This window comes from Thioclava sp. IC9, assembly GCF_002213225.1.
Classification (GTDB): domain Bacteria; phylum Pseudomonadota; class Alphaproteobacteria; order Rhodobacterales; family Rhodobacteraceae; genus Thioclava; species Thioclava nitratireducens.
Window position 1 is genome coordinate 402435 of sequence record NZ_NBNX01000004.1, and the last position, 16431, is coordinate 418865.

Annotated in this window: 17 protein-coding genes and 1 tRNA gene; 10 read left to right on the top strand and 8 right to left on the bottom strand. The window is 63.7% G+C overall.

From position 1 onward, the window contains the following. Positions 1-38 precede the first annotated feature (38 nt). From B6V76_RS13400 to B6V76_RS13430, 7 genes are all read left to right on the top strand, one after another. Positions 39-1028: a branched-chain amino acid ABC transporter permease gene (locus B6V76_RS13400; protein WP_075775413.1), complete on the top strand. Its 990-nt coding sequence runs from the start codon at positions 39-41 to the stop codon at positions 1026-1028. Between the two features lie 148 nt (positions 1029-1176). Next, a complete protein-coding gene (locus B6V76_RS13405; protein ID WP_075775414.1) occupies positions 1177-1359 on the top strand; it encodes a hypothetical protein in 183 nt (60 codons plus the stop codon). 40 nt (positions 1360-1399) lie between these two features. Beyond that, a complete protein-coding gene (locus B6V76_RS13410) occupies positions 1400-2476 on the top strand; it encodes a branched-chain amino acid ABC transporter permease (protein WP_075775415.1) in 1077 nt (358 codons plus the stop codon). Between the two features lie 73 nt (positions 2477-2549). Continuing rightward, entirely contained in the window at positions 2550-3836 is a 1287-nt protein-coding gene (locus tag B6V76_RS13415; protein ID WP_075775416.1) for an ABC transporter substrate-binding protein, read from the top strand. A 58-nt stretch (positions 3837-3894) separates the two neighbouring features. Beyond that, on the top strand, positions 3895-4719 hold the full coding sequence (locus B6V76_RS13420; RefSeq protein WP_075775417.1) for an ABC transporter ATP-binding protein: 825 nt from the start codon (positions 3895-3897) through the stop codon (positions 4717-4719). An 89-nt stretch (positions 4720-4808) separates the two neighbouring features. Next, positions 4809-6029 carry an AMP-binding protein gene (locus B6V76_RS13425; protein ID WP_088719800.1) on the top strand — a complete coding sequence of 407 codons (1221 nt, stop codon included), beginning with the start codon at positions 4809-4811 and terminating at the stop codon, positions 6027-6029. Positions 6030-6083: 54 nt separating this feature from the next. Next, on the top strand, positions 6084-7733 hold the full coding sequence (locus tag B6V76_RS13430) for a peptidoglycan-binding protein (protein ID WP_166504594.1): 1650 nt from the start codon (positions 6084-6086) through the stop codon (positions 7731-7733). A 95-nt stretch (positions 7734-7828) separates the two neighbouring features. Here the strand turns inward: B6V76_RS13430 and ykgO are convergent, their stop codons facing one another. Together ykgO and B6V76_RS13440 are read right to left on the bottom strand one after the other, a co-directional pair. Beyond that, the gene (gene ykgO / locus B6V76_RS13435) at positions 7829-7954 is read right to left on the bottom strand and encodes a type B 50S ribosomal protein L36 (protein ID WP_038074920.1); all 126 of its coding nucleotides are present in this window, start codon (positions 7952-7954) and stop codon (positions 7829-7831) included. Positions 7955-8035: 81 nt separating this feature from the next. After that, positions 8036-8110 (bottom strand) — tRNA-Val (locus B6V76_RS13440). A gap of 179 nt (positions 8111-8289) precedes the next feature. On the opposite strand from B6V76_RS13440, the gene B6V76_RS13445 reads away from it, so the two are divergent. After that, positions 8290-9156: an N-formylglutamate amidohydrolase gene (locus B6V76_RS13445; RefSeq protein WP_088727675.1), complete on the top strand. Its 867-nt coding sequence runs from the start codon at positions 8290-8292 to the stop codon at positions 9154-9156. Between the two features lies 1 nt (position 9157). Here B6V76_RS13445 and B6V76_RS13450 read toward each other — a convergent pair whose 3' ends face one another. After that, the gene (locus B6V76_RS13450) at positions 9158-10420 is read right to left on the bottom strand and encodes a DNA polymerase IV (protein WP_075775421.1); all 1263 of its coding nucleotides are present in this window, start codon (positions 10418-10420) and stop codon (positions 9158-9160) included. A 159-nt stretch (positions 10421-10579) separates the two neighbouring features. After that, entirely contained in the window at positions 10580-13201 is a 2622-nt protein-coding gene (gene clpB / locus B6V76_RS13455) for an ATP-dependent chaperone ClpB (RefSeq protein ID WP_088727676.1), read from the bottom strand. Positions 13202-13413: 212 nt separating this feature from the next. On the opposite strand from clpB, the gene B6V76_RS13460 reads away from it, so the two are divergent. Then, a complete protein-coding gene (locus B6V76_RS13460; protein ID WP_075775423.1) occupies positions 13414-13623 on the top strand; it encodes a hypothetical protein in 210 nt (69 codons plus the stop codon). Positions 13624-13703: 80 nt separating this feature from the next. After that, the gene (gene pyrF, locus B6V76_RS13465; RefSeq protein ID WP_088727705.1) at positions 13704-14405 is read left to right on the top strand and encodes an orotidine-5'-phosphate decarboxylase; all 702 of its coding nucleotides are present in this window, start codon (positions 13704-13706) and stop codon (positions 14403-14405) included. Between the two features lie 12 nt (positions 14406-14417). On the opposite strand, the gene B6V76_RS13470 is transcribed toward pyrF, so the two are convergent. The 4 genes from B6V76_RS13470 to B6V76_RS13485 all read right to left on the bottom strand — a co-directional run bounded on the left by B6V76_RS13470 (position 14418) and on the right by B6V76_RS13485 (position 16411). Beyond that, positions 14418-14657: a hypothetical protein gene (locus tag B6V76_RS13470; protein WP_075775424.1), complete on the bottom strand. Its 240-nt coding sequence runs from the start codon at positions 14655-14657 to the stop codon at positions 14418-14420. A gap of 157 nt (positions 14658-14814) precedes the next feature. Next, complete coding sequence (locus B6V76_RS13475; RefSeq protein WP_075775425.1) at positions 14815-15138, bottom strand: hypothetical protein; 324 nt, start codon at positions 15136-15138, stop codon at positions 14815-14817. 116 nt (positions 15139-15254) lie between these two features. After that, positions 15255-15533 (bottom strand): hypothetical protein, encoded by a 279-nt coding sequence (locus tag B6V76_RS13480; protein WP_077701024.1) that lies wholly within the window; start codon positions 15531-15533, stop codon positions 15255-15257. Beyond that, entirely contained in the window at positions 15530-16411 is an 882-nt protein-coding gene (locus B6V76_RS13485) for an SPFH domain-containing protein (protein ID WP_075775427.1), read from the bottom strand. The genes B6V76_RS13480 and B6V76_RS13485 overlap by 4 nt, the downstream gene beginning before the upstream one ends. Between the last annotated feature and the right edge of the window lie 20 nt (positions 16412-16431).

Here is a 16431-nt window from a genome sequence, read left to right on the forward strand (position 1 = left end):
GACCATCCGCTTCGCAATTCAGACATCGGAGGCGCGTCATGCCTGATATCGTTCTCTACGCCGCCGAGGTGACGCTGAACGGCCTGATGGCCGGGGTGCTCTACGCGCTCGTGGCTCTGGGCTTCGTGCTGATCTTCAAAGCTTCCGGCATCTTCAACTATGCGCAGGGCGTGCTCGCACTCTTCGCGGCGCTGACGCTGGTCGGCATCCAGAAGGGTCAGGTGCCCTTCGCCCATCTCATCAACGCGATGACGGGCAATCACTACACGAACTTTCCGTGGGAGATTCCGGCGATCGTCGCGATACTGCTTGCGGCGGGAGTGATGGTGATCCTCGCGATCATTATCGAAAAGCTGGTGCTCAAGCATCTGGTCAACCAGGCGCCGATCATCCTCTTCATGGCGACAATCGGGATGGCCTATTTCCTCGAAGGCTTCGGGGACGTGATGTGGGGCTCGGACATCAAGACGCTCGATGTGGGGCTGCCGCAGGGCATCAACGAGACCATCGACACCGTCACCTACAACATGTTCGGCTACGGCTTCTTCATCGACAATCTCGATATCGTCGCGGCCATCGTCGCGGTGCTGCTGGTGGCCGCGCTGACCGTTTTCTCGCAATACTCCAAGCAGGGCCGGGCGTTACGTGCCGTGGCAGACGATCACCAGGCCGCGCTTTCGGTCGGGATCTCGCTGCGCTTCATCTGGATCCTCGTCTGGTCCATCGCAGGCTTCGTGGCGCTGGTCGCGGGCATCATGTGGGGCTCGAAATCGGGCGTGCAGTTTTCGCTTTCGCTGATTGCGCTCAAGGCGCTGCCGGTGCTGATGCTGGGCGGCTTCACCTCGATCCCCGGCGCCATCGTCGGCGGTCTGATCATCGGTGTGGGCGAGAAACTGTTCGAACTGCTGATCGGGGCGCCCTTCCTTGGCGGCGCGACCGAGAACTGGTTCGCCTATGTCCTCGCGCTCGTCTTCCTCGTGTTCCGGCCGCAGGGTCTGTTCGGCGAGAAGATCATCGAGAGGGTCTGACCGATGATCACGATGCTGTCACGGCAAGGTGAGAAAAATCTTGATCGCGTCGCAGGGGTGCGACAAGCTGCCGCATATCGTGGCGTCAACGGGAGGGGAGCCCAGTGTCGTCGCGCTGATGTGACGATCATTGGGAGGACCGGTACCGATGAAGACCTGCGCAACCGTGTTCACGATTGGCTGGGGAGCTGCGCTCGCGTTCGGATGGATCGCGCTGGCCGCGCCGCCGGAAGAACCGACCACCTTGCAAACACTGAATATCGTGCTGGCCGCCCTGGGGGCGGGTGCCGGGCTCTGGGCCTGGGTGAGGATCCGGCGCGGCGACTGCTGACGGGGGACGACGCGCTCTCCCTGGCGAAAGGGAGAGGCTGATGTTTTACCGCGAAGCAGGTGATTTCAAGACATCCTACCGGGAGGACAGCCAGACCTTCCCGATCAAGTTCGACCGGCTGCGCTATTACGCGGTGCTGGTGGTCGCTTTCGGGATCGTGCCGCTGTTCATCAACGACTACTGGGCGAACGCGGTCGCGGTGCCCTTCCTGATCTACGCCATCGCGGCGATCGGGTTGAACATCCTCGTGGGCTATGCCGGGCAGGTCAGCCTTGGCACCGGCGGCTTCATGGCGGTGGGCGCCTATTCCGTCTACAAACTGATGACGGCCTTCCCGGATATCAACATCTTCTTCCACGTGATCATCGCGGGGTTCATCACGGCAGCAGTCGGCGTGATTTTTGGCCTGCCGAGCCTACGCATTAAGGGTTTCTACCTCGCGGTGGCGACGCTGGCGGCGCAGTTCTTCCTCGTCTGGCTCTTCAACAAGGTGCCGTGGTTCTACAATTACTCGGCCTCGGGTCAGATCAACGCGCCCGAGCGCACCGTGTTCGGCGTGTTCGTGACTGGCGCGCAGACCTCGGCGATGGCGAAATACATGTTCTGCCTCGTGATGCTGACGCTGGTGGCGCTGGTCGCGCGCAACCTGACGCGTGGCACCGTGGGGCGAAAATGGATGGCGATCCGCGACATGGATATCGCCGCCGAGATCATCGGGGTGAACCCGCTGACGACGAAACTGTCGGCCTTCGCGGTCAGCTCCTTCTTCATCGGCATCGCGGGTGCTCTGTTCTTCGCGGTCTACCTTGGCGCGGCGGAAGTGGGCGAAGCCTTCGGCATCCAGAAGTCCTTCCTGATCCTTTTCATGGTGATCATCGGCGGTCTGGGCTCGATCTTCGGCTCGTTTGCGGGTGCTGCCTTCCTCGTGCTGCTGCCGGTCTTCCTCAAGAACGTGCTCGTCGGCACCTTCGGTTGGCCCACGGATCTCGCCGCCCATATCGAGCTGATGATCGTGGGCGGGCTGATCGTGGCCTTCCTGATCGCGGAACCGCACGGCCTCGCACAGCTCTGGCGCGTCGCGAAAGAGAAACTCCGGCTTTGGCCCTTCCCGCACTGAGGGCCGGGCCGCCCAACACAAAGAACCGGGAAACGCCCGGCGCAAAACTCGAACATTCTGGGAGGAGAACCGAATGAAGAAGACCCTAACCGCATTGGTCGCGGCGGCGATGACGCTGACCACGGCCCCGGCTTTCGCCGAACTGGTGGTGCCGAACCTCAGCTATCGCACCGGGCCCTATGCCGCGAACGGCATCCCCTACGCCGATGGCTTCAACGACTATTTCACCCTGCTTAACGAGCGTGACGGCGGCATTGGCGGTGAGATGGTCAAGACGCCCGAATGCGAAACCGCCTACAACACCGAGAAGGGCGTGGAATGCTATGAGTCCACCAAGGGCGAAGGCGCGCTGGCCTATAACCCACTCTCGACCGGCATCACCTATCAGCTGATCCCGAAGGTCACCGCTGACGGCATCACGCTCTACACCCCGGGCTACGGCCGCACTTCGGCCGCGAACGGCAAGGTGTTCAAGTGGGTCTTCAACTTCCCGGCCAACTACTGGGATGGCGCCTCGGTCGCGATCAAACACATCATTGATCAGGAAGGTGGCGACATCAAAGGCAAGAAAATCGCGCTGGTCTACCACAACTCTGCCTACGGCAAGGAGCCGATCCGCACGCTCGAAGAGCTGTCCAAGAAGCACGGTTTCGAGCTGTCGACCCTACCCGTGGACCATCCCGGTCAGGAGCAGAAGTCGCAGTGGCTTCAGATCCGTCGTGACAAGCCCGACTATGTCCTGATGTGGGGCTGGGGCGTCATGAACCAGGTCGCCATCCAGGAAGCCGTCAACATCCGCTTCCCGATGGATCACTTCATCGGCGTCTGGTGGTCGGGTTCGGAGAACGACGTGGCTCCGGCAGGCGACAAGGCCTCGGGCTACAAGGCGCTCTCGTTCCACGGCACCGGCATGGACTACCCGGTCTATGACGACCTGAAGAAATACGTGGTCGATGCCGGCAAGGCCTCGGGTGCGGGCGACGAGGTCGGCACGATGCTCTACTCGCGCGGCATGTACGCGGCGATGATCATCTCGGAAGCGATCCGCAAGGCGCAGGAAATGACCGGCAAGTCGAACGTCAACGCCGCCGAAGTGCGCGACGGTTTCGAGAACCTCGACCTCACCGAAGCCCGTCTGGAAGAGCTCGGCCTGCCGAACTTCGCCCAGCCGATCAAGGCGAGCTGTGAGAACCACGGGGGGCCCGGCTCCGCCAAGGTCTTCCAGTGGGATGCCGCTGCGAAGAAGTGGAACGAAGCCTCCGACTGGATCGAATCCGACAAGGACGTGCTCAACCCGCTGATCGAAGAAGATTCCGCAGCCTTCGCTTCGGAAAACGGCATCACCAACCAGTGTAACTGATCGAAAACGGCCTCCGGCGCGCGCCGCCGGGGGCCACCCCAACGTCCCGGAGAGAACCATGCTCGACGCTTCGAAATCCGACACGACCCTGCTCGAGGTCAACAATATCGAGGTGATCTACAATCACGTCATCCTCGTGCTCAAAGGGGTCAGCCTGAGCGTGCCCAAGGGCGGGATCACCGCGCTTCTTGGCGGCAACGGCGCGGGCAAGACGACGACGCTCAAGGCGATCTCCAACCTGCTCAAGTCCGAACGCGGCGAGGTGACGAAAGGCTCGATCACCTATCGCGGCGAACGGGTGCAGGACGGCTCCCCCGCCGATCTGGTCCGCAAGGGCGTGATCCAGGTGATGGAGGGACGTCACTGTTTCGAACACCTGACCGTCGAGGAAAACCTGCTGACCGGTGCCTATACCCGCAAGGACGGGCGCGCCGCGATTCAGGACGATCTGGAGATGGTCTACACCTATTTCCCGCGCCTCAAGGAGCGCCGCAAATCGCAGGCGGGCTATACCTCGGGCGGGGAGCAGCAGATGGTCGCGATGGGCCGCGCGCTGATGAGCCGCCCCGAGACGATCCTGCTGGACGAACCTTCGATGGGTCTCGCGCCACAGCTGGTGGAGCAGATCTTCGAGATCGTGAAATCGGTCAACGAGAACGAAGGCGTCACATTCCTTCTGGCCGAGCAGAACACCAACGTCGCGCTCCGCTATGCGCATTACGGCTACATTCTGGAGAGCGGCCGCATCGTGATGGACGGTCCCGCAAAGGAATTGCGCGAGAACCCGGACGTGAAGGAATTCTACCTCGGCATGTCCGACGAAGGCCGCAAGAGCTTCCGCGACGTGCGCAGCTATCGCCGCCGGAAACGCTGGCTGGCGTGACGCTAACCTACTGATTCAATTAAATTGCTGCGCAGCATTTTCGGCGCGGCACAGGGGCGGTCTGTCCGCTGAACTGAAAGGGTCGAGAGATGCGCGAACATTTCGACGAATTGGAAACCCGCAGCGCCGACGCGCGTGAGGCCTCTTTGGCGGAGTGCCTGCCAGCTCTGATCGGCGCGGCGATGACGGCTCCGGGGATCGCGGCGCATCTGCAAGGCGTCGACCCGAGAGCTGTCACATCGCGCGAGGCGCTCGCGAAGCTGCCGGTGCTACGCAAGTCCGACCTCGGCTCCGCGCAGAAAGGCGCGCCACCCTTCGGCGGGCTGGTCATGAAACCCGCACATGCCTTCGCCCATATCTTCCAGTCGCCCGGTCCGATCTACGAGCCCGGCGATGTCAGTTACAATTGGTGGCGGCTGGGGCGCTTCGTCCATGCCGCAGGCGTCGGTCCGGGCGATATCGTGCAGAACTGCTTTGGTTACCACCTCACCCCGGCGGGGATGATGTTCGAAAATGCCGCGCGCACGGTCGGCGCCGCCGTGCTGCCCGCAGGCACCGGCCAGACGGAGCTGCAGGTCCGCGCCGCCGCCGATATCGGCTCGACGGTTTACGCGGGCACGCCCGATTACCTGCGCATCATCCTCGAGAAAGCCGAAGAGATGGGCGAGGCTCTGAAAATCACCAAGGCCACCGTGTCGGGCGGCGCACTCTTCCCGAGCCTGCGCCAGAGCTATGCCGACCGTGGGATCTCCTGCCTGCAATGTTACGCCACCGCCGATCTGGGCAACATCGCCTATGAGAGCGCCGCGATGGAGGGGATGATCGTGGACGAAGGCGTGATCGTCGAGATCGTCCGCCCCGGCACCGGCGATCCGGTGGCCCCCGGCGAGGTCGGCGAGGTCGTCGTGACCACGCTCAATCCCGACTACCCGCTGATCCGCTTCGCCACCGGCGATCTCTCGGCGGTGATGGAAGGCGTCAGCCCCTGTGGGCGCACCAACATGCGTATCAAGGGCTGGATGGGCCGCGCCGATCAGACCACCAAGATCAAGGGCATGTTCGTACGCCCCGAACAGGTGGCGAGCTTCGTCTCCGCCCATGCAGAGGTGCAGAAGGCCCGCGTCATCGCCACACGCGACGGCGAGATGGACGTGATGACCGTGCAGATCGAAACCGAGGCCGACGACCCGACGCGTTTCGACGGCGGCGTGCGCGCGGCGCTCAAGATGAAAGGCGTGATCGAACTGGTGGCGCCGGGGTCGCTTCCGAATGATGGTAAGGTCATCGACGACCAGCGCAGCTACGACTGAGGAACCCAGCCGCGATCTCAGGGGTTTCCTCGCGTAAGAGAGATGGAGGACCCCATGCGTAAACTTCTTCTGACAGGTGCCGCGATCGCGGCGCTAGGCCTTCCCGCCCATGCCGCCGATCTGGCGTTGCTTCTGGGCAATTCCAATTACCAGCGGATCGACGATCTTCGCTCGGGCACCGCGCTGACCGATAGCGAAGCGAAGCTGCAGACGGCAGGTTTCTCGGTGCTGATCGAGGATGACGCCGACGCCGCCGAGATCCGCTCCCGCTTCCGCGATTTCGTGACCCGCGCGCCCGAGGCCGACCGGCTGGTCGTGGCGCTCTCGGGCCGCTTCGCCCATTCCGCCGGCGAGACGTGGTATCTGCCGGTCGATGTCCGCGACACCTCGCTGCCCGAAGCGGTGAGCGAGGCGTTGCCGCTGTCCGCCGTGATGACGGTTCTGGCCGCGCACCCCGGCCGCGCGGTGCTGCTGCTCGGCACGGCGGATGACGCGGGCAACGGCGACGGCCTGACCCAACCCGGGATCGGCACGCTCGACATTCCGCAAGGTGTGACGGTGCTGCGCGGCAGCCCGAAAAACGTCGCGCGCCTGATGTCGGGCAATCTGACCGAGCCTGGCGCCTCGCTGATGCGGTCGGCGCAATCTGCGGACCTGACCGCCAGTGGCTACATCGCGCAAGATTTCACCCTGGTCACCGAGCCGACGGGGAAGAAACCCGCCCCGGTGAAGACCCCCGAAGCAGACCCGTCTGCCCCGTACTGGGACATGGCGCGCTCCGAGGATTCGATCACCGCCTATCAGCTCTATCTCGACCGCTACCCGAATGGCGCGAATGCCGCTCAGGCGAAACAGCGCATCCAGCAACTGCGTGACGAACCGCAGCAGAAAGCGAAGGCCGCGGAGGAGGCGCTGAACCTTAGCCGCGACCAGCGCCGCGAGGTGCAGCAGTACCTGACGATCCTGAAATTCGACCCGAAAGGCGTCGACGGCATCTTCGGGCCGGGCTCGCGCGGGGCGATCGCGCGCTGGCAGAAGGCCAACGGCTTCGACGATACGAGCTACCTGACCCGCGCACAGCTCACCGCGCTCACGGCGCAGGGCGAGAAGCGCGCCGCCGAGCTAAAGGCAGAGGCTGAGGCGCGTCAGGCCAAGATCGACCAGCAGGACCGTGCCTATTGGGAGCAGACCGGCAAGGCGGGCGATGAGGCGGGGCTGCGCGCCTATCTCAAAAAATATCCCGACGGTCTGTTCGCGGAACTCGCGCAGGAGCGTCTCGACAAGATCGAAGCGGATCGCCGCTCCGAGGCTCAGGCTGCGGATCGCGCAGACTGGGACGCCGCGCGCAAAGCCGACACCATCGCCAGCTACCGGGATTATCTCGCAAGCCGCTCCGACCCGGCCTTCAAAGCCGAGGCCGAGGCACGCATTGCCGAGCTGCAGCAACAGAATCAGCAAAGCGACGCGATGGATGCGGCCGCTGCGAAAGAGGCCGCCCTCAACCTGCCCGGTGTCGCGAAATCGCTGGTGGAGCAGCGCCTTGCCCAGATGGGCCTGAAGCCCGGCAAGGTCGACGGTGTGTTCGACAAGGATACGCGCCGCGCGATTCGCCGCTATCAGACCGCGGGCGGGCTGGAAGCTACAGGCTATCTCGATCAGGCCACCGTGGCGCAGCTTCTGGCCGGGGCGATCGGCGTGCAATAAGCGCCGATCTCTCTCAGCCTCGAAACGCTGAAAAAAGGAAAAGGCCGCGCCGGGAAATCCCTGGCGCGGCCTTTATTCGTTTCGGCTCGGCTGCCTCAGCCCTGGCGGGCTTTGAAGCGCTTCTGCGTCTTGTTGATCACGTAGACGCGGCCTTTGCGGCGCACGACCTGGCAATCGCGATGACGCTGCTTGAGCGAGCGGAGCGAGTTGCGGACCTTCATCGGCCTTCTCCTGTATCGCGGCGCGCGGTGCGCCTTGAAAAACGAATGCCCCGGGCTTGCAAGCCGGGGGCGGTGAATAGATGGTGGGCGGTACTGGGATCGAACCAGTGGCCACTACGATGTCAACGTAGTGCTCTACCGCTGAGCTAACCGCCCACACCCGTTCGACCCCGTTGGTGCCTTTGATTCGCGCTTGCGGCTAGGCCGCGAAGGGAACCGAAAGGCGCGGTGTCGCGTCGGTCTGGGGGTCTATATAAAGAGTCGAAACGGCTTTCAAGAGGCTTTTGGCGCGAAAGCGTTCCGGTGTAGGATATTAAGCGATCATAAGAGGTTTCATGTCCGACATCCCAGCCCTTTTGCCGCCGTTCCGGCTGGATCGCCCCAAGGCGTTGCGGACCGCTGCGGTCTTCGCCTCGCCCCATTCCGGTGCACACTACCCGCATAGCCTGCAGGAACGCGCCGTTCTGGACATGCTGCGCCTGCGGTCTTCCGAAGACGCCTTCGTCGATGAGTTGCTGGCGGATGTGCCGCAATTCGGCGCCCCGCTTCTTTGTGCGCAATATCCGAGGGCGTGGGTCGATCTCAACCGGGCGGAGGACGAACTTGATTCGGCGCTGATCGCCGGGCTGGACCGGGCGCATCCCGGACCGCGCGTCGCGGCTGGTCTCGGGGTGATTCCCCGCGTGGTATCCGGTGCGCGGGCGATTTATCGCGGCAAGATTCCGTTGATCGAGGCCGAGGCGCGGATCAACCATGTCTGGCGACCTTATCACGCGCAGCTCGAGGCGCTGATGGCCGAGGCGCATGGCGCTTTCGGGCAGGCAATTCTGCTCGATATGCATTCGATGCCCTCCGAGGCTCTGGCCGCGAGTGGCCCGCGTCGCGCGGAAATCGTGCTCGGCGATCGCTACGGCACCAGCGCCGACCGGGAGATCGTGCGCGAGATCGAACTGATCTTCGAAGGCGAGGGGCTGAACGTCGCGCGCAACAGCCCCTTTGCCGGTGCCTATATCACCCAGCGATACGGGCATCCGCGCGAGGGCTATCACGCGATCCAGATCGAGATCGACCGCGCCCTCTACATGGATCAGCACCGCATCGCGCCGAACGAGAATTTCAATACGTTCGCGGCGCTGATGAGCCGGGTGGCGCGTCAGATCGCCGATCTCGGGTCCCATCGACTGCGTCACGCAGCGGAGTAAGTCACTCCCCGTCCCAGCCGCGCCCGTTGCGGATCGCATCCGCCCCGAATCGCGCCCGGATCGCATCTTTGGCCCGCTCCGCGCTTGCGCGCTTGCCCGCATAAGGGTCGAGCAGGTCGCCTGCCGGATCGCGCCCATCCGCCGCCATGAGGTCTGAGAACCCGATCCCGATCAGTCGGTAGGCCTGCCCCTTCGGCAGCTTGTCGAACAGCGTCTCCCCCGCCCGATAGAGCGTGTCGGCCAGCTGGCTCGGCTCTTCCAGCCGGGTCTGCCGGGTCACCGTCGCGAAATCCGCCTTTTTCAGCTTCAGCGTCACGGTCCGCCCCGCCAGATCGCGCGCCTTCATCCGGGCCGAGACCTTCTCGGCCAGATGCCACAGCTTGCCCATCAGTGCCTCGCGATCGGCGATGTCAGTGTTGAAGGTGGTCTCGTTTGACACGGATTTCATCGGCGAGTCGGGAGAGACCCTGCGGGCATCATGGCCGTTCGCCAGTTCGAACAGGCGCCGCCCAGACGCGCCGAAGCGATCCCCCATCCGCGACAGCCCCGCGCGGCGAATATCGGCAAGCGTGCGGATGCCTGCACGCCCCAGGGCCGAGCGCGTTGCCGCCCCCACGCCCCAGAGGATCGACACCGGCTTGTCGCGGAGGAACTCTTCCGTATCGCCGCGCCCGATCACCGAAAACCCGCGCGGCTTGTCGAGATCCGAGGCGATCTTGGCGAGGAACTTGTTATGCGAAAGACCGACCGAGGCGGTGACCCCGATCTCCGTCTCGATCTCGCGCGCAAGCCGCGCCATCAGGAGGGCAGGGGGCGCATGGTGCAGCCGCTCCGTGCCGCCCAGATCGAGGAACGCCTCGTCGAGCGAGAGCGGCTCGATCAGCGGCGTCAGCTCCACCATTTTCGCCCTGATCTCGCGCGAGACGCTGGCGTAATGCTCCATCCGCGGCTTGATGATCACCGCATCGGGGCAAAGCTTGCGCGCCTGAAACATCGGCATCGCCGAGCGCACCCCTGAGATTCGCGCGATGTAGCAGCAGGTCGTCACCACCCCGCGCGTGCCGCCGCCCACGATCACCGCTTGCGAAGACAGCTCGGGATTGTCGCGCTTCTCGACCGAAGCATAGAAACTGTCGCAATCGATATGTGCGATGGGCAGGTCGAACAGCTCCGGATGCGCCACGATGCGCGCCTTGCCGCAGGCGGGGCAACGCTTCGGTGCCTCGTCAAAACTCTTCAGGCAATGGCGACAAAGGGCAGGCATGGGCTCTCGATCCGGGGGTGTATCCCTTAGATACTCTCTCTTCGCCTTGGCGGAAATATCCCGGGCTGAATTGGCGCAGCCAAGAGGGGCAGCGCCCCTTGATGCTAACGAAAAAGGGGCGGATCGCTCCGCCCCTCTCAATCCGTCTTCAGGTGGCTCTTAGTGCAGCGGCACGCCATCGGCGGGTTTCGTGCCACCCAAGGAGGCCACGTGACCGCCGACGATCAGCCCGTTCGGGCCAGCCGTGACTTCGACCGTCGCGCCGTCCATAACTTCGCCGCCAAGGATCGCCTCGGCCAGCGGATCCTGCAGCGAGCGCTGGATCACCCGCTTCAGGGGACGCGCGCCATAGACCGGGTCGTAGCCTGCATCGGCGAGCCACTTGTGAGCCGGCTCGTCCAGATCCAGCGTGATCTTGCGCTGTGCCAGACGTTTCTCCAGCCGCTTGAGCTGGATTTCCACGATCCCGTCCATGTCCTTGCGGTTCAGGCGATCGAAGATCACCATCTCGTCGAGACGGTTCAGGAATTCGGGGCGGAAATGCGCCCGCACCGCATCCATCACCTGACGCTTGGCCTCGCCTGCATCCGAACCATCCGGCAGCTGGCTAAGCGCCTGCGAGCCGAGGTTCGACGTCAGCACGATCAGCGTCTGCTTGAAGTCGACCGTGCGGCCCTGACCATCGGTCAGCACACCATCGTCGAGCACCTGCAGCAGCACGTTGAACACGTCCGGATGCGCCTTCTCGACTTCGTCGAACAGCACGACCTGATAGGGACGCCGCCGGACCGCCTCGGTCAGAACGCCACCCTCGTCATAGCCGACATACCCGGGCGGGGCACCGATCAGCCGGGCCACGGAGTGCTTCTCCATGAACTCGGACATGTCGATCCGCACCATCGCCTGATCGTCGTCGAACAGGTAATTGGCGACCGCCTTGGTCAGCTCGGTCTTACCCACACCGGTCGGGCCGAGGAAGAGGAACGAGCCCAGCGGGCGATTCTCGTCGTTGAGCCCGGCACGTGCACGGCGCACGGCGTTCGACACGGCGGTGATCGCTGCATTCTGACCGACGACGCGCTTGTGTAGCTCGTCTTCCATCTTCAGCAGCTTCTCGCGCTCGCCCTCCAGCATTTTGGAGGTCGGGATGCCGGTCCAGCGTTCGACCACTTCGGCGATCTGCTCGGGGCGCACTGATTCCTCGACCATCAGCTCTTCGCCTTCGGCCTCATCGGCCGCGGCGAGCTGCTTCTCGAGGCTCGGAATGATGCCGTAGCTCAGCTCACCGGCGCGGGCGAGATTGCCTTCGCGCTTGGCCTGATCCAGTTCGGCCCGGGCCTTGTCGAGTTGCTCCTTGAGGTTGCGGCCCGATTCCAGCTTGTCACGCTCGGCCTGCCACTTGGCAGTCATTTCCGAGGCGCGATCCTGCAGATCCGCCAGTTCCTTCTCGAGCTTCTCGAGACGATCCTTCGAAGCGGTATCGTCCTCTTTCTTCAGCGCTTCCGCTTCGATCTGCATCTGCAGGATCTGACGGTCGAGCGCATCGAGCTCCTCGGGTTTGCTGTCCACTTCCATGCGCAGGCGCGAGGCGGCCTCGTCCACGAGGTCGATCGCCTTGTCGGGCAGGAAGCGGTCGGTGATGTAGCGATGCGAGAGTGTCGCCGCCGAGACCAGCGCCGAGTCGGAGATCTTCACCCCATGGTGGAGTTCGTATTTCTCCTTGATTCCGCGCAGGATCGAGATCGTGTCCTCGACCGTCGGCTCTTCCACCATCACGGGCTGGAAGCGCCGAGCCAGTGCCGCGTCCTTCTCGACATATTTGCGATACTCATCAAGCGTCGTGGCGCCCACGCAGTGCAGCTCACCACGGGCCAGCGCCGGCTTGATCAGGTTCGCCGCGTCCATCGCGCCGTCAGATTTCCCGGCACCCACGAGCGTGTGCATCTCGTCGATGAACAGGATGATTTCACCCGCAGCGGCCTCGATTTCCTTGAGGATCGCTTTCAGACGTTCTTCGAACTCACCGCGATATTTCGCACCGGCGATCAGCGCGCCCATGTCGAGCGCGAGAAGCCGTTTGTCGCGCAGCGATTCCGGTACGTCGCCGTCGATGATGCGCAGCGCGAGGCCTTCCGCGATCGCGGTCTTACCCACGCCGGGTTCACCGATCAGAACCGGGTTGTTCTTGGTCCGACGGCTGAGCACCTGCATGGTGCGCCGAATCTCGTCATCACGACCGATGATCGGGTCGATCTTGCCTTGCTCGGCAGCCTCGGTCAGATCGCGCGCATATTTCTTGAGCGCCTCATAGCCCTCTTCGGCCGAGGCCGAATCCGCCGTGCGGCCCTTGCGCAGGTCGTTGATCGCGGCGTTGAGCTTCTGCGCCGTCACAGCGCCCGCATCGAGCGCGTCCTTGGCGCGCGTGTTCACCATGGCCAGAGCCATCAGAACACGTTCGACCGGCACGAAGCTGTCGCCCGCTTTCTTGGCGATCTTCTCGGCCTCGTCGAGCACGCGCACGAGGCTTTGCTCGACATAGACCTGCCCGTCGCCGCCCGACACTTTCGGCAGTTTCGACACCGCCAGATCGACGGCCTCGAGCACGCGGGCAGGCTCGCCACCGGCGCGCTTGATCAGATTGGCCGACAGCCCCTGATCGTCATCCATCAATGCCTTCAGAAGATGCTCGGGCACCACACGTTGATGACCCTCGCGCATCGCGATCGTCTGCGCGGCCTGAAGGAAGCCGCGAGACCGCTCCGTGAACTTCTCCATGTTCATCGGCATTCTCCTTTTTTAAAGCCCCCGGGATGTGTCTGGCCCTGTATTAGGCGCCGTCCTGGCCGGGTCTCGCTATGAAAAATGGGATGTGGCATGCGCCGCTTCAAGTCTTTTCGATGGACCATTTCGCCGCAGGAGGAAACCAGATCGCAAGGTTTAGCGTTTACGTGAAGACAAGCATAGAGGACGACCACAGAGGAGGGTCCGGGTCCATGCACCATGGCAACGCCACGCATATCGCGCGCCTGATCTACAATGCCGCGCAACGCCGTTTCGAGGCGATCGTAGAATTCTTCATCCCCGGGGTCGCGCAGCCGCTGCGGGTGCCCGTCAGAATCGAAGCCAGCCAGAACATCCCACATCGACAGCTTACTCGCGCGCTGACCCGCGAAGCGCAGCGCCGTGGTATCGGCGGGCTGTGAACCCGCGAACGGCTTGACGTAGCGGTGATTGATCCGCATCAGGGGGCGATCTTGAAAAGGAGCGCTCTGCGATGACCGACATGACCCTGCCCGCCGACGACCGTCTCATCGTCGCCCTCGACGTGCCGAGCGCCTATGAAGGCCTCGTGCTGGCAAACCAGTTGGGCGACTCGGTGTCCTTCTACAAGATCGGTCTGGGGATGCTCACCGGCGGTGGCCTCGCGCTGGCGAGCGAGCTGAAGCAGGATCAGGGCAAGCGCATCTTCCTCGACATGAAGCTGTTCGATATCGGTGCGACGGTGGAAAACGCGGTGGGCGGTCTGGCGCAGTTCGACCTTGATTTCCTCACCGTGCATGGCGACCCCTATGTGGTTAAGGCCGCGAAGGAAGGCGCCGCGGGCACCGACCTGAAAATCCTCGCTGTGACAATCCTGACCTCGCTTGACCGGGAAGACCTGAACGGCGCGCTCATCAAGGAGGGTGCGATCAGCGATCTCGTCGCCGAACGTGCGGGCCGTGCATTCGACGCGGGTGCGGATGGCGTGATCGCTTCGCCGCAGGAAGCGGCGATGATCCGGGCATTGCCCGAGGCAACCGGCAAGCTGATCGTGACGCCGGGCGTGCGCCCGACCGGGGCCGACCTCGGCGACCAGAAGCGGATCGCGACCCCGGCAGCCGCAGTGGACGCAGGCGCTGACCATATCGTCGTTGGCCGCCCAATCCACCGCGCGCCCGATCCGCGCGCCGCGGCGGAAGCGATCCTCCAAGAGCTTCGGGGCTGACTGGCGCTTAGATCACTGGCCATCGCCGCCGGTGGCCGGGCCACTCGTCTTCGAGTTCGGCGCGACTTCGACCTTCGCGGCATTCGGATCTGACATCTGCTGTTCGCTCGGTGGATCGGTGGCGGCCTCGTCGCCGCCGTCAACCGGCGTATCCGCAACCAACCAGACCACGACACCCAGCGCCGCGACCAGCGCCACAAGGGTGAGTATCAGGCCGCCGATACTGCTTTGTCGGTTCGAATCCTTGGCCATTTCTGCTCGCCTCTTCGCTTTGGTCCCTCGGTAAAGGAAACGCGAGGCAATGGCCTGCGTTCCTCCTCCTGTCCTCAGATAGGCGGAGCGCGGCGCAAAATGAAACGGCGCCCCGCAGGACGCCGCTTCACTTGCGCGTGATCCAGAAGGGCGGAAATCAGTTCGATCCGCCGCTCTGCGTGGTGGCCTCGGCGGCAGCGCCGCTGGTGTCGGTGCTGCCGCTGTCGCTAGCCGCGGTATCGCCCGCCGCAGCATCGCCCGATGCGGTCGCGCCCGACGAATCCGCCGGGGCAGCGGAGTCGCTGTTTTCGATCGTGACCGAAGTGGAGCTTGCGTCGCTTTCTGCGGGCGCGGTGGTGGCGCTTTCATCCCCGGGCGCCATCATCAGCCAAAGGACGATACCGAGCGCAACGACGACCGCGCCCAGAACGAAGTAGATGCCGCCCAGACCCGAGCGTTCGTGATTATGCGTGTCAGACATGATGATCTCCTGTCGATTTTCATCTCTCTCTGCGTATTGGCGAGAGAACATCGATAGGCCGCTTCCAGTTCCCGGGGTGCGCGGGAACCCGCCGGGCGGGGTTTCGTCACACGGGGTCAGTTCTCGTTGATATCGTCATGCCAGTGCTTCACCTGACCGCGTCGCACGCCCATCAGCTTGCGCAGCGCGAGCCATGCGATGATCGACAGAATCGCGAAGGTGATCAGCGTGATCGGGACCGAATTTCCGACGATGCCGATCCAGACGAGCGCGCCCGTGACGACGGCCCCGATCGAGAAGCCGAGGAAGATGAAGCCGGGGATGATCATCTCTGCGACGCCCAGCACAAGACCGGCGACGACCCAGACCCACGGGAGTTGCCACAGATCCATCATGCTTTCCTCAGCAGTTGGAAAGCGTCGGTGAAGGCTTCGAGGGCTGCGGCGGGCAGTATCACGGTCTGCTTGCCTTCGCCCTTGGCCACCTGCGCCAGCGCATCAACCTGTTTCAACGCGACCTGATATTGCGCGGCCTCGAGCCCGTTCTTGGCGATCGCCTGCGCAACCACCTCGGTCGCATAAGCTTCGGCATCCGCCGAGATGCGGCGGGCTTCGGCCTCTTTCTGCGCCTGGAACAGTTGCGCTTCGGCGGCGAGCTCGACCGCGCGCTTCTTGCCCTCGGCCTCGGTCACCTGCGCCCGACGCGCGCGTTCGGCGTTGAGCTGCTGCAGCATCGCGGCTCGGGTCGCCTCGTCCAGATTGACGTCGAGAATCTCGGCACGGGTCACCTCGATCCCCCAATCGTCGACCATCACGGCAACCTGCTCGCGGACCTTCTCGATCAGACGGGCACGGTTCGATTGCACTTCGTCGAGTTCGATCACCCCGATCTCGGAGCGCACGATCCCCGCCACCGTCGTCGCGATGGCCGCATCGACATCGCGGATACGATAGACGGTCTTCTCCGGCTCGGTAATTCGGTAGAAGACCGAGGTCTCGACCTTTACCAGCACGTTGTCGGCGGTGATCGCATCCTGCATCGCATTGGGCAGCTGGCGCTCGAGGATCGAAATCTTGTGCGGCACGCGGTCGAGGAAGGGCACGATGAAGTTGATGCCGGGGCCGAGCACCGCGCGCAGCCGGCCGAATCTTTCCACGACATGTTTTTCGGATTGCGGCACGATCCGGACGCCGAGGAAGACGGACAGGATCAGCAGCATCGCGATGGCGATCATCACGATATCGCTGCCGCTCAGGGAATTAACGAATAACATCTGGGCCTCGACCTTCTGAA

Coding starts and splice junctions, on each gene's coding strand:
- B6V76_RS13400 (WP_075775413.1), top strand. CDS start 39: ATGCCTGATATCGTTCTCTACGCCGCCGAGGTGACGCTGAACGGCCTG.
- B6V76_RS13405 (WP_075775414.1), top strand. CDS start 1,177: ATGAAGACCTGCGCAACCGTGTTCACGATTGGCTGGGGAGCTGCGCTC.
- B6V76_RS13410 (WP_075775415.1), top strand. CDS start 1,400: ATGTTTTACCGCGAAGCAGGTGATTTCAAGACATCCTACCGGGAGGAC.
- B6V76_RS13415 (WP_075775416.1), top strand. CDS start 2,550: ATGAAGAAGACCCTAACCGCATTGGTCGCGGCGGCGATGACGCTGACC.
- B6V76_RS13420 (WP_075775417.1), top strand. CDS start 3,895: ATGCTCGACGCTTCGAAATCCGACACGACCCTGCTCGAGGTCAACAAT.
- B6V76_RS13425 (WP_088719800.1), top strand. CDS start 4,809: ATGCGCGAACATTTCGACGAATTGGAAACCCGCAGCGCCGACGCGCGT.
- B6V76_RS13430 (WP_166504594.1), top strand. CDS start 6,084: ATGCGTAAACTTCTTCTGACAGGTGCCGCGATCGCGGCGCTAGGCCTT.
- ykgO (WP_038074920.1), bottom strand. CDS start 7,954: ATGAAGGTCCGCAACTCGCTCCGCTCGCTCAAGCAGCGTCATCGCGAT.
- B6V76_RS13445 (WP_088727675.1), top strand. CDS start 8,290: ATGTCCGACATCCCAGCCCTTTTGCCGCCGTTCCGGCTGGATCGCCCC.
- B6V76_RS13450 (WP_075775421.1), bottom strand. CDS start 10,420: ATGCCTGCCCTTTGTCGCCATTGCCTGAAGAGTTTTGACGAGGCACCG.
- clpB (WP_088727676.1), bottom strand. CDS start 13,201: ATGAACATGGAGAAGTTCACGGAGCGGTCTCGCGGCTTCCTTCAGGCC.
- B6V76_RS13460 (WP_075775423.1), top strand. CDS start 13,414: ATGCACCATGGCAACGCCACGCATATCGCGCGCCTGATCTACAATGCC.
- pyrF (WP_088727705.1), top strand. CDS start 13,704: ATGACCCTGCCCGCCGACGACCGTCTCATCGTCGCCCTCGACGTGCCG.
- B6V76_RS13470 (WP_075775424.1), bottom strand. CDS start 14,657: ATGGCCAAGGATTCGAACCGACAAAGCAGTATCGGCGGCCTGATACTC.
- B6V76_RS13475 (WP_075775425.1), bottom strand. CDS start 15,138: ATGTCTGACACGCATAATCACGAACGCTCGGGTCTGGGCGGCATCTAC.
- B6V76_RS13480 (WP_077701024.1), bottom strand. CDS start 15,533: ATGATGGATCTGTGGCAACTCCCGTGGGTCTGGGTCGTCGCCGGTCTT.
- B6V76_RS13485 (WP_075775427.1), bottom strand. CDS start 16,411: ATGTTATTCGTTAATTCCCTGAGCGGCAGCGATATCGTGATGATCGCC.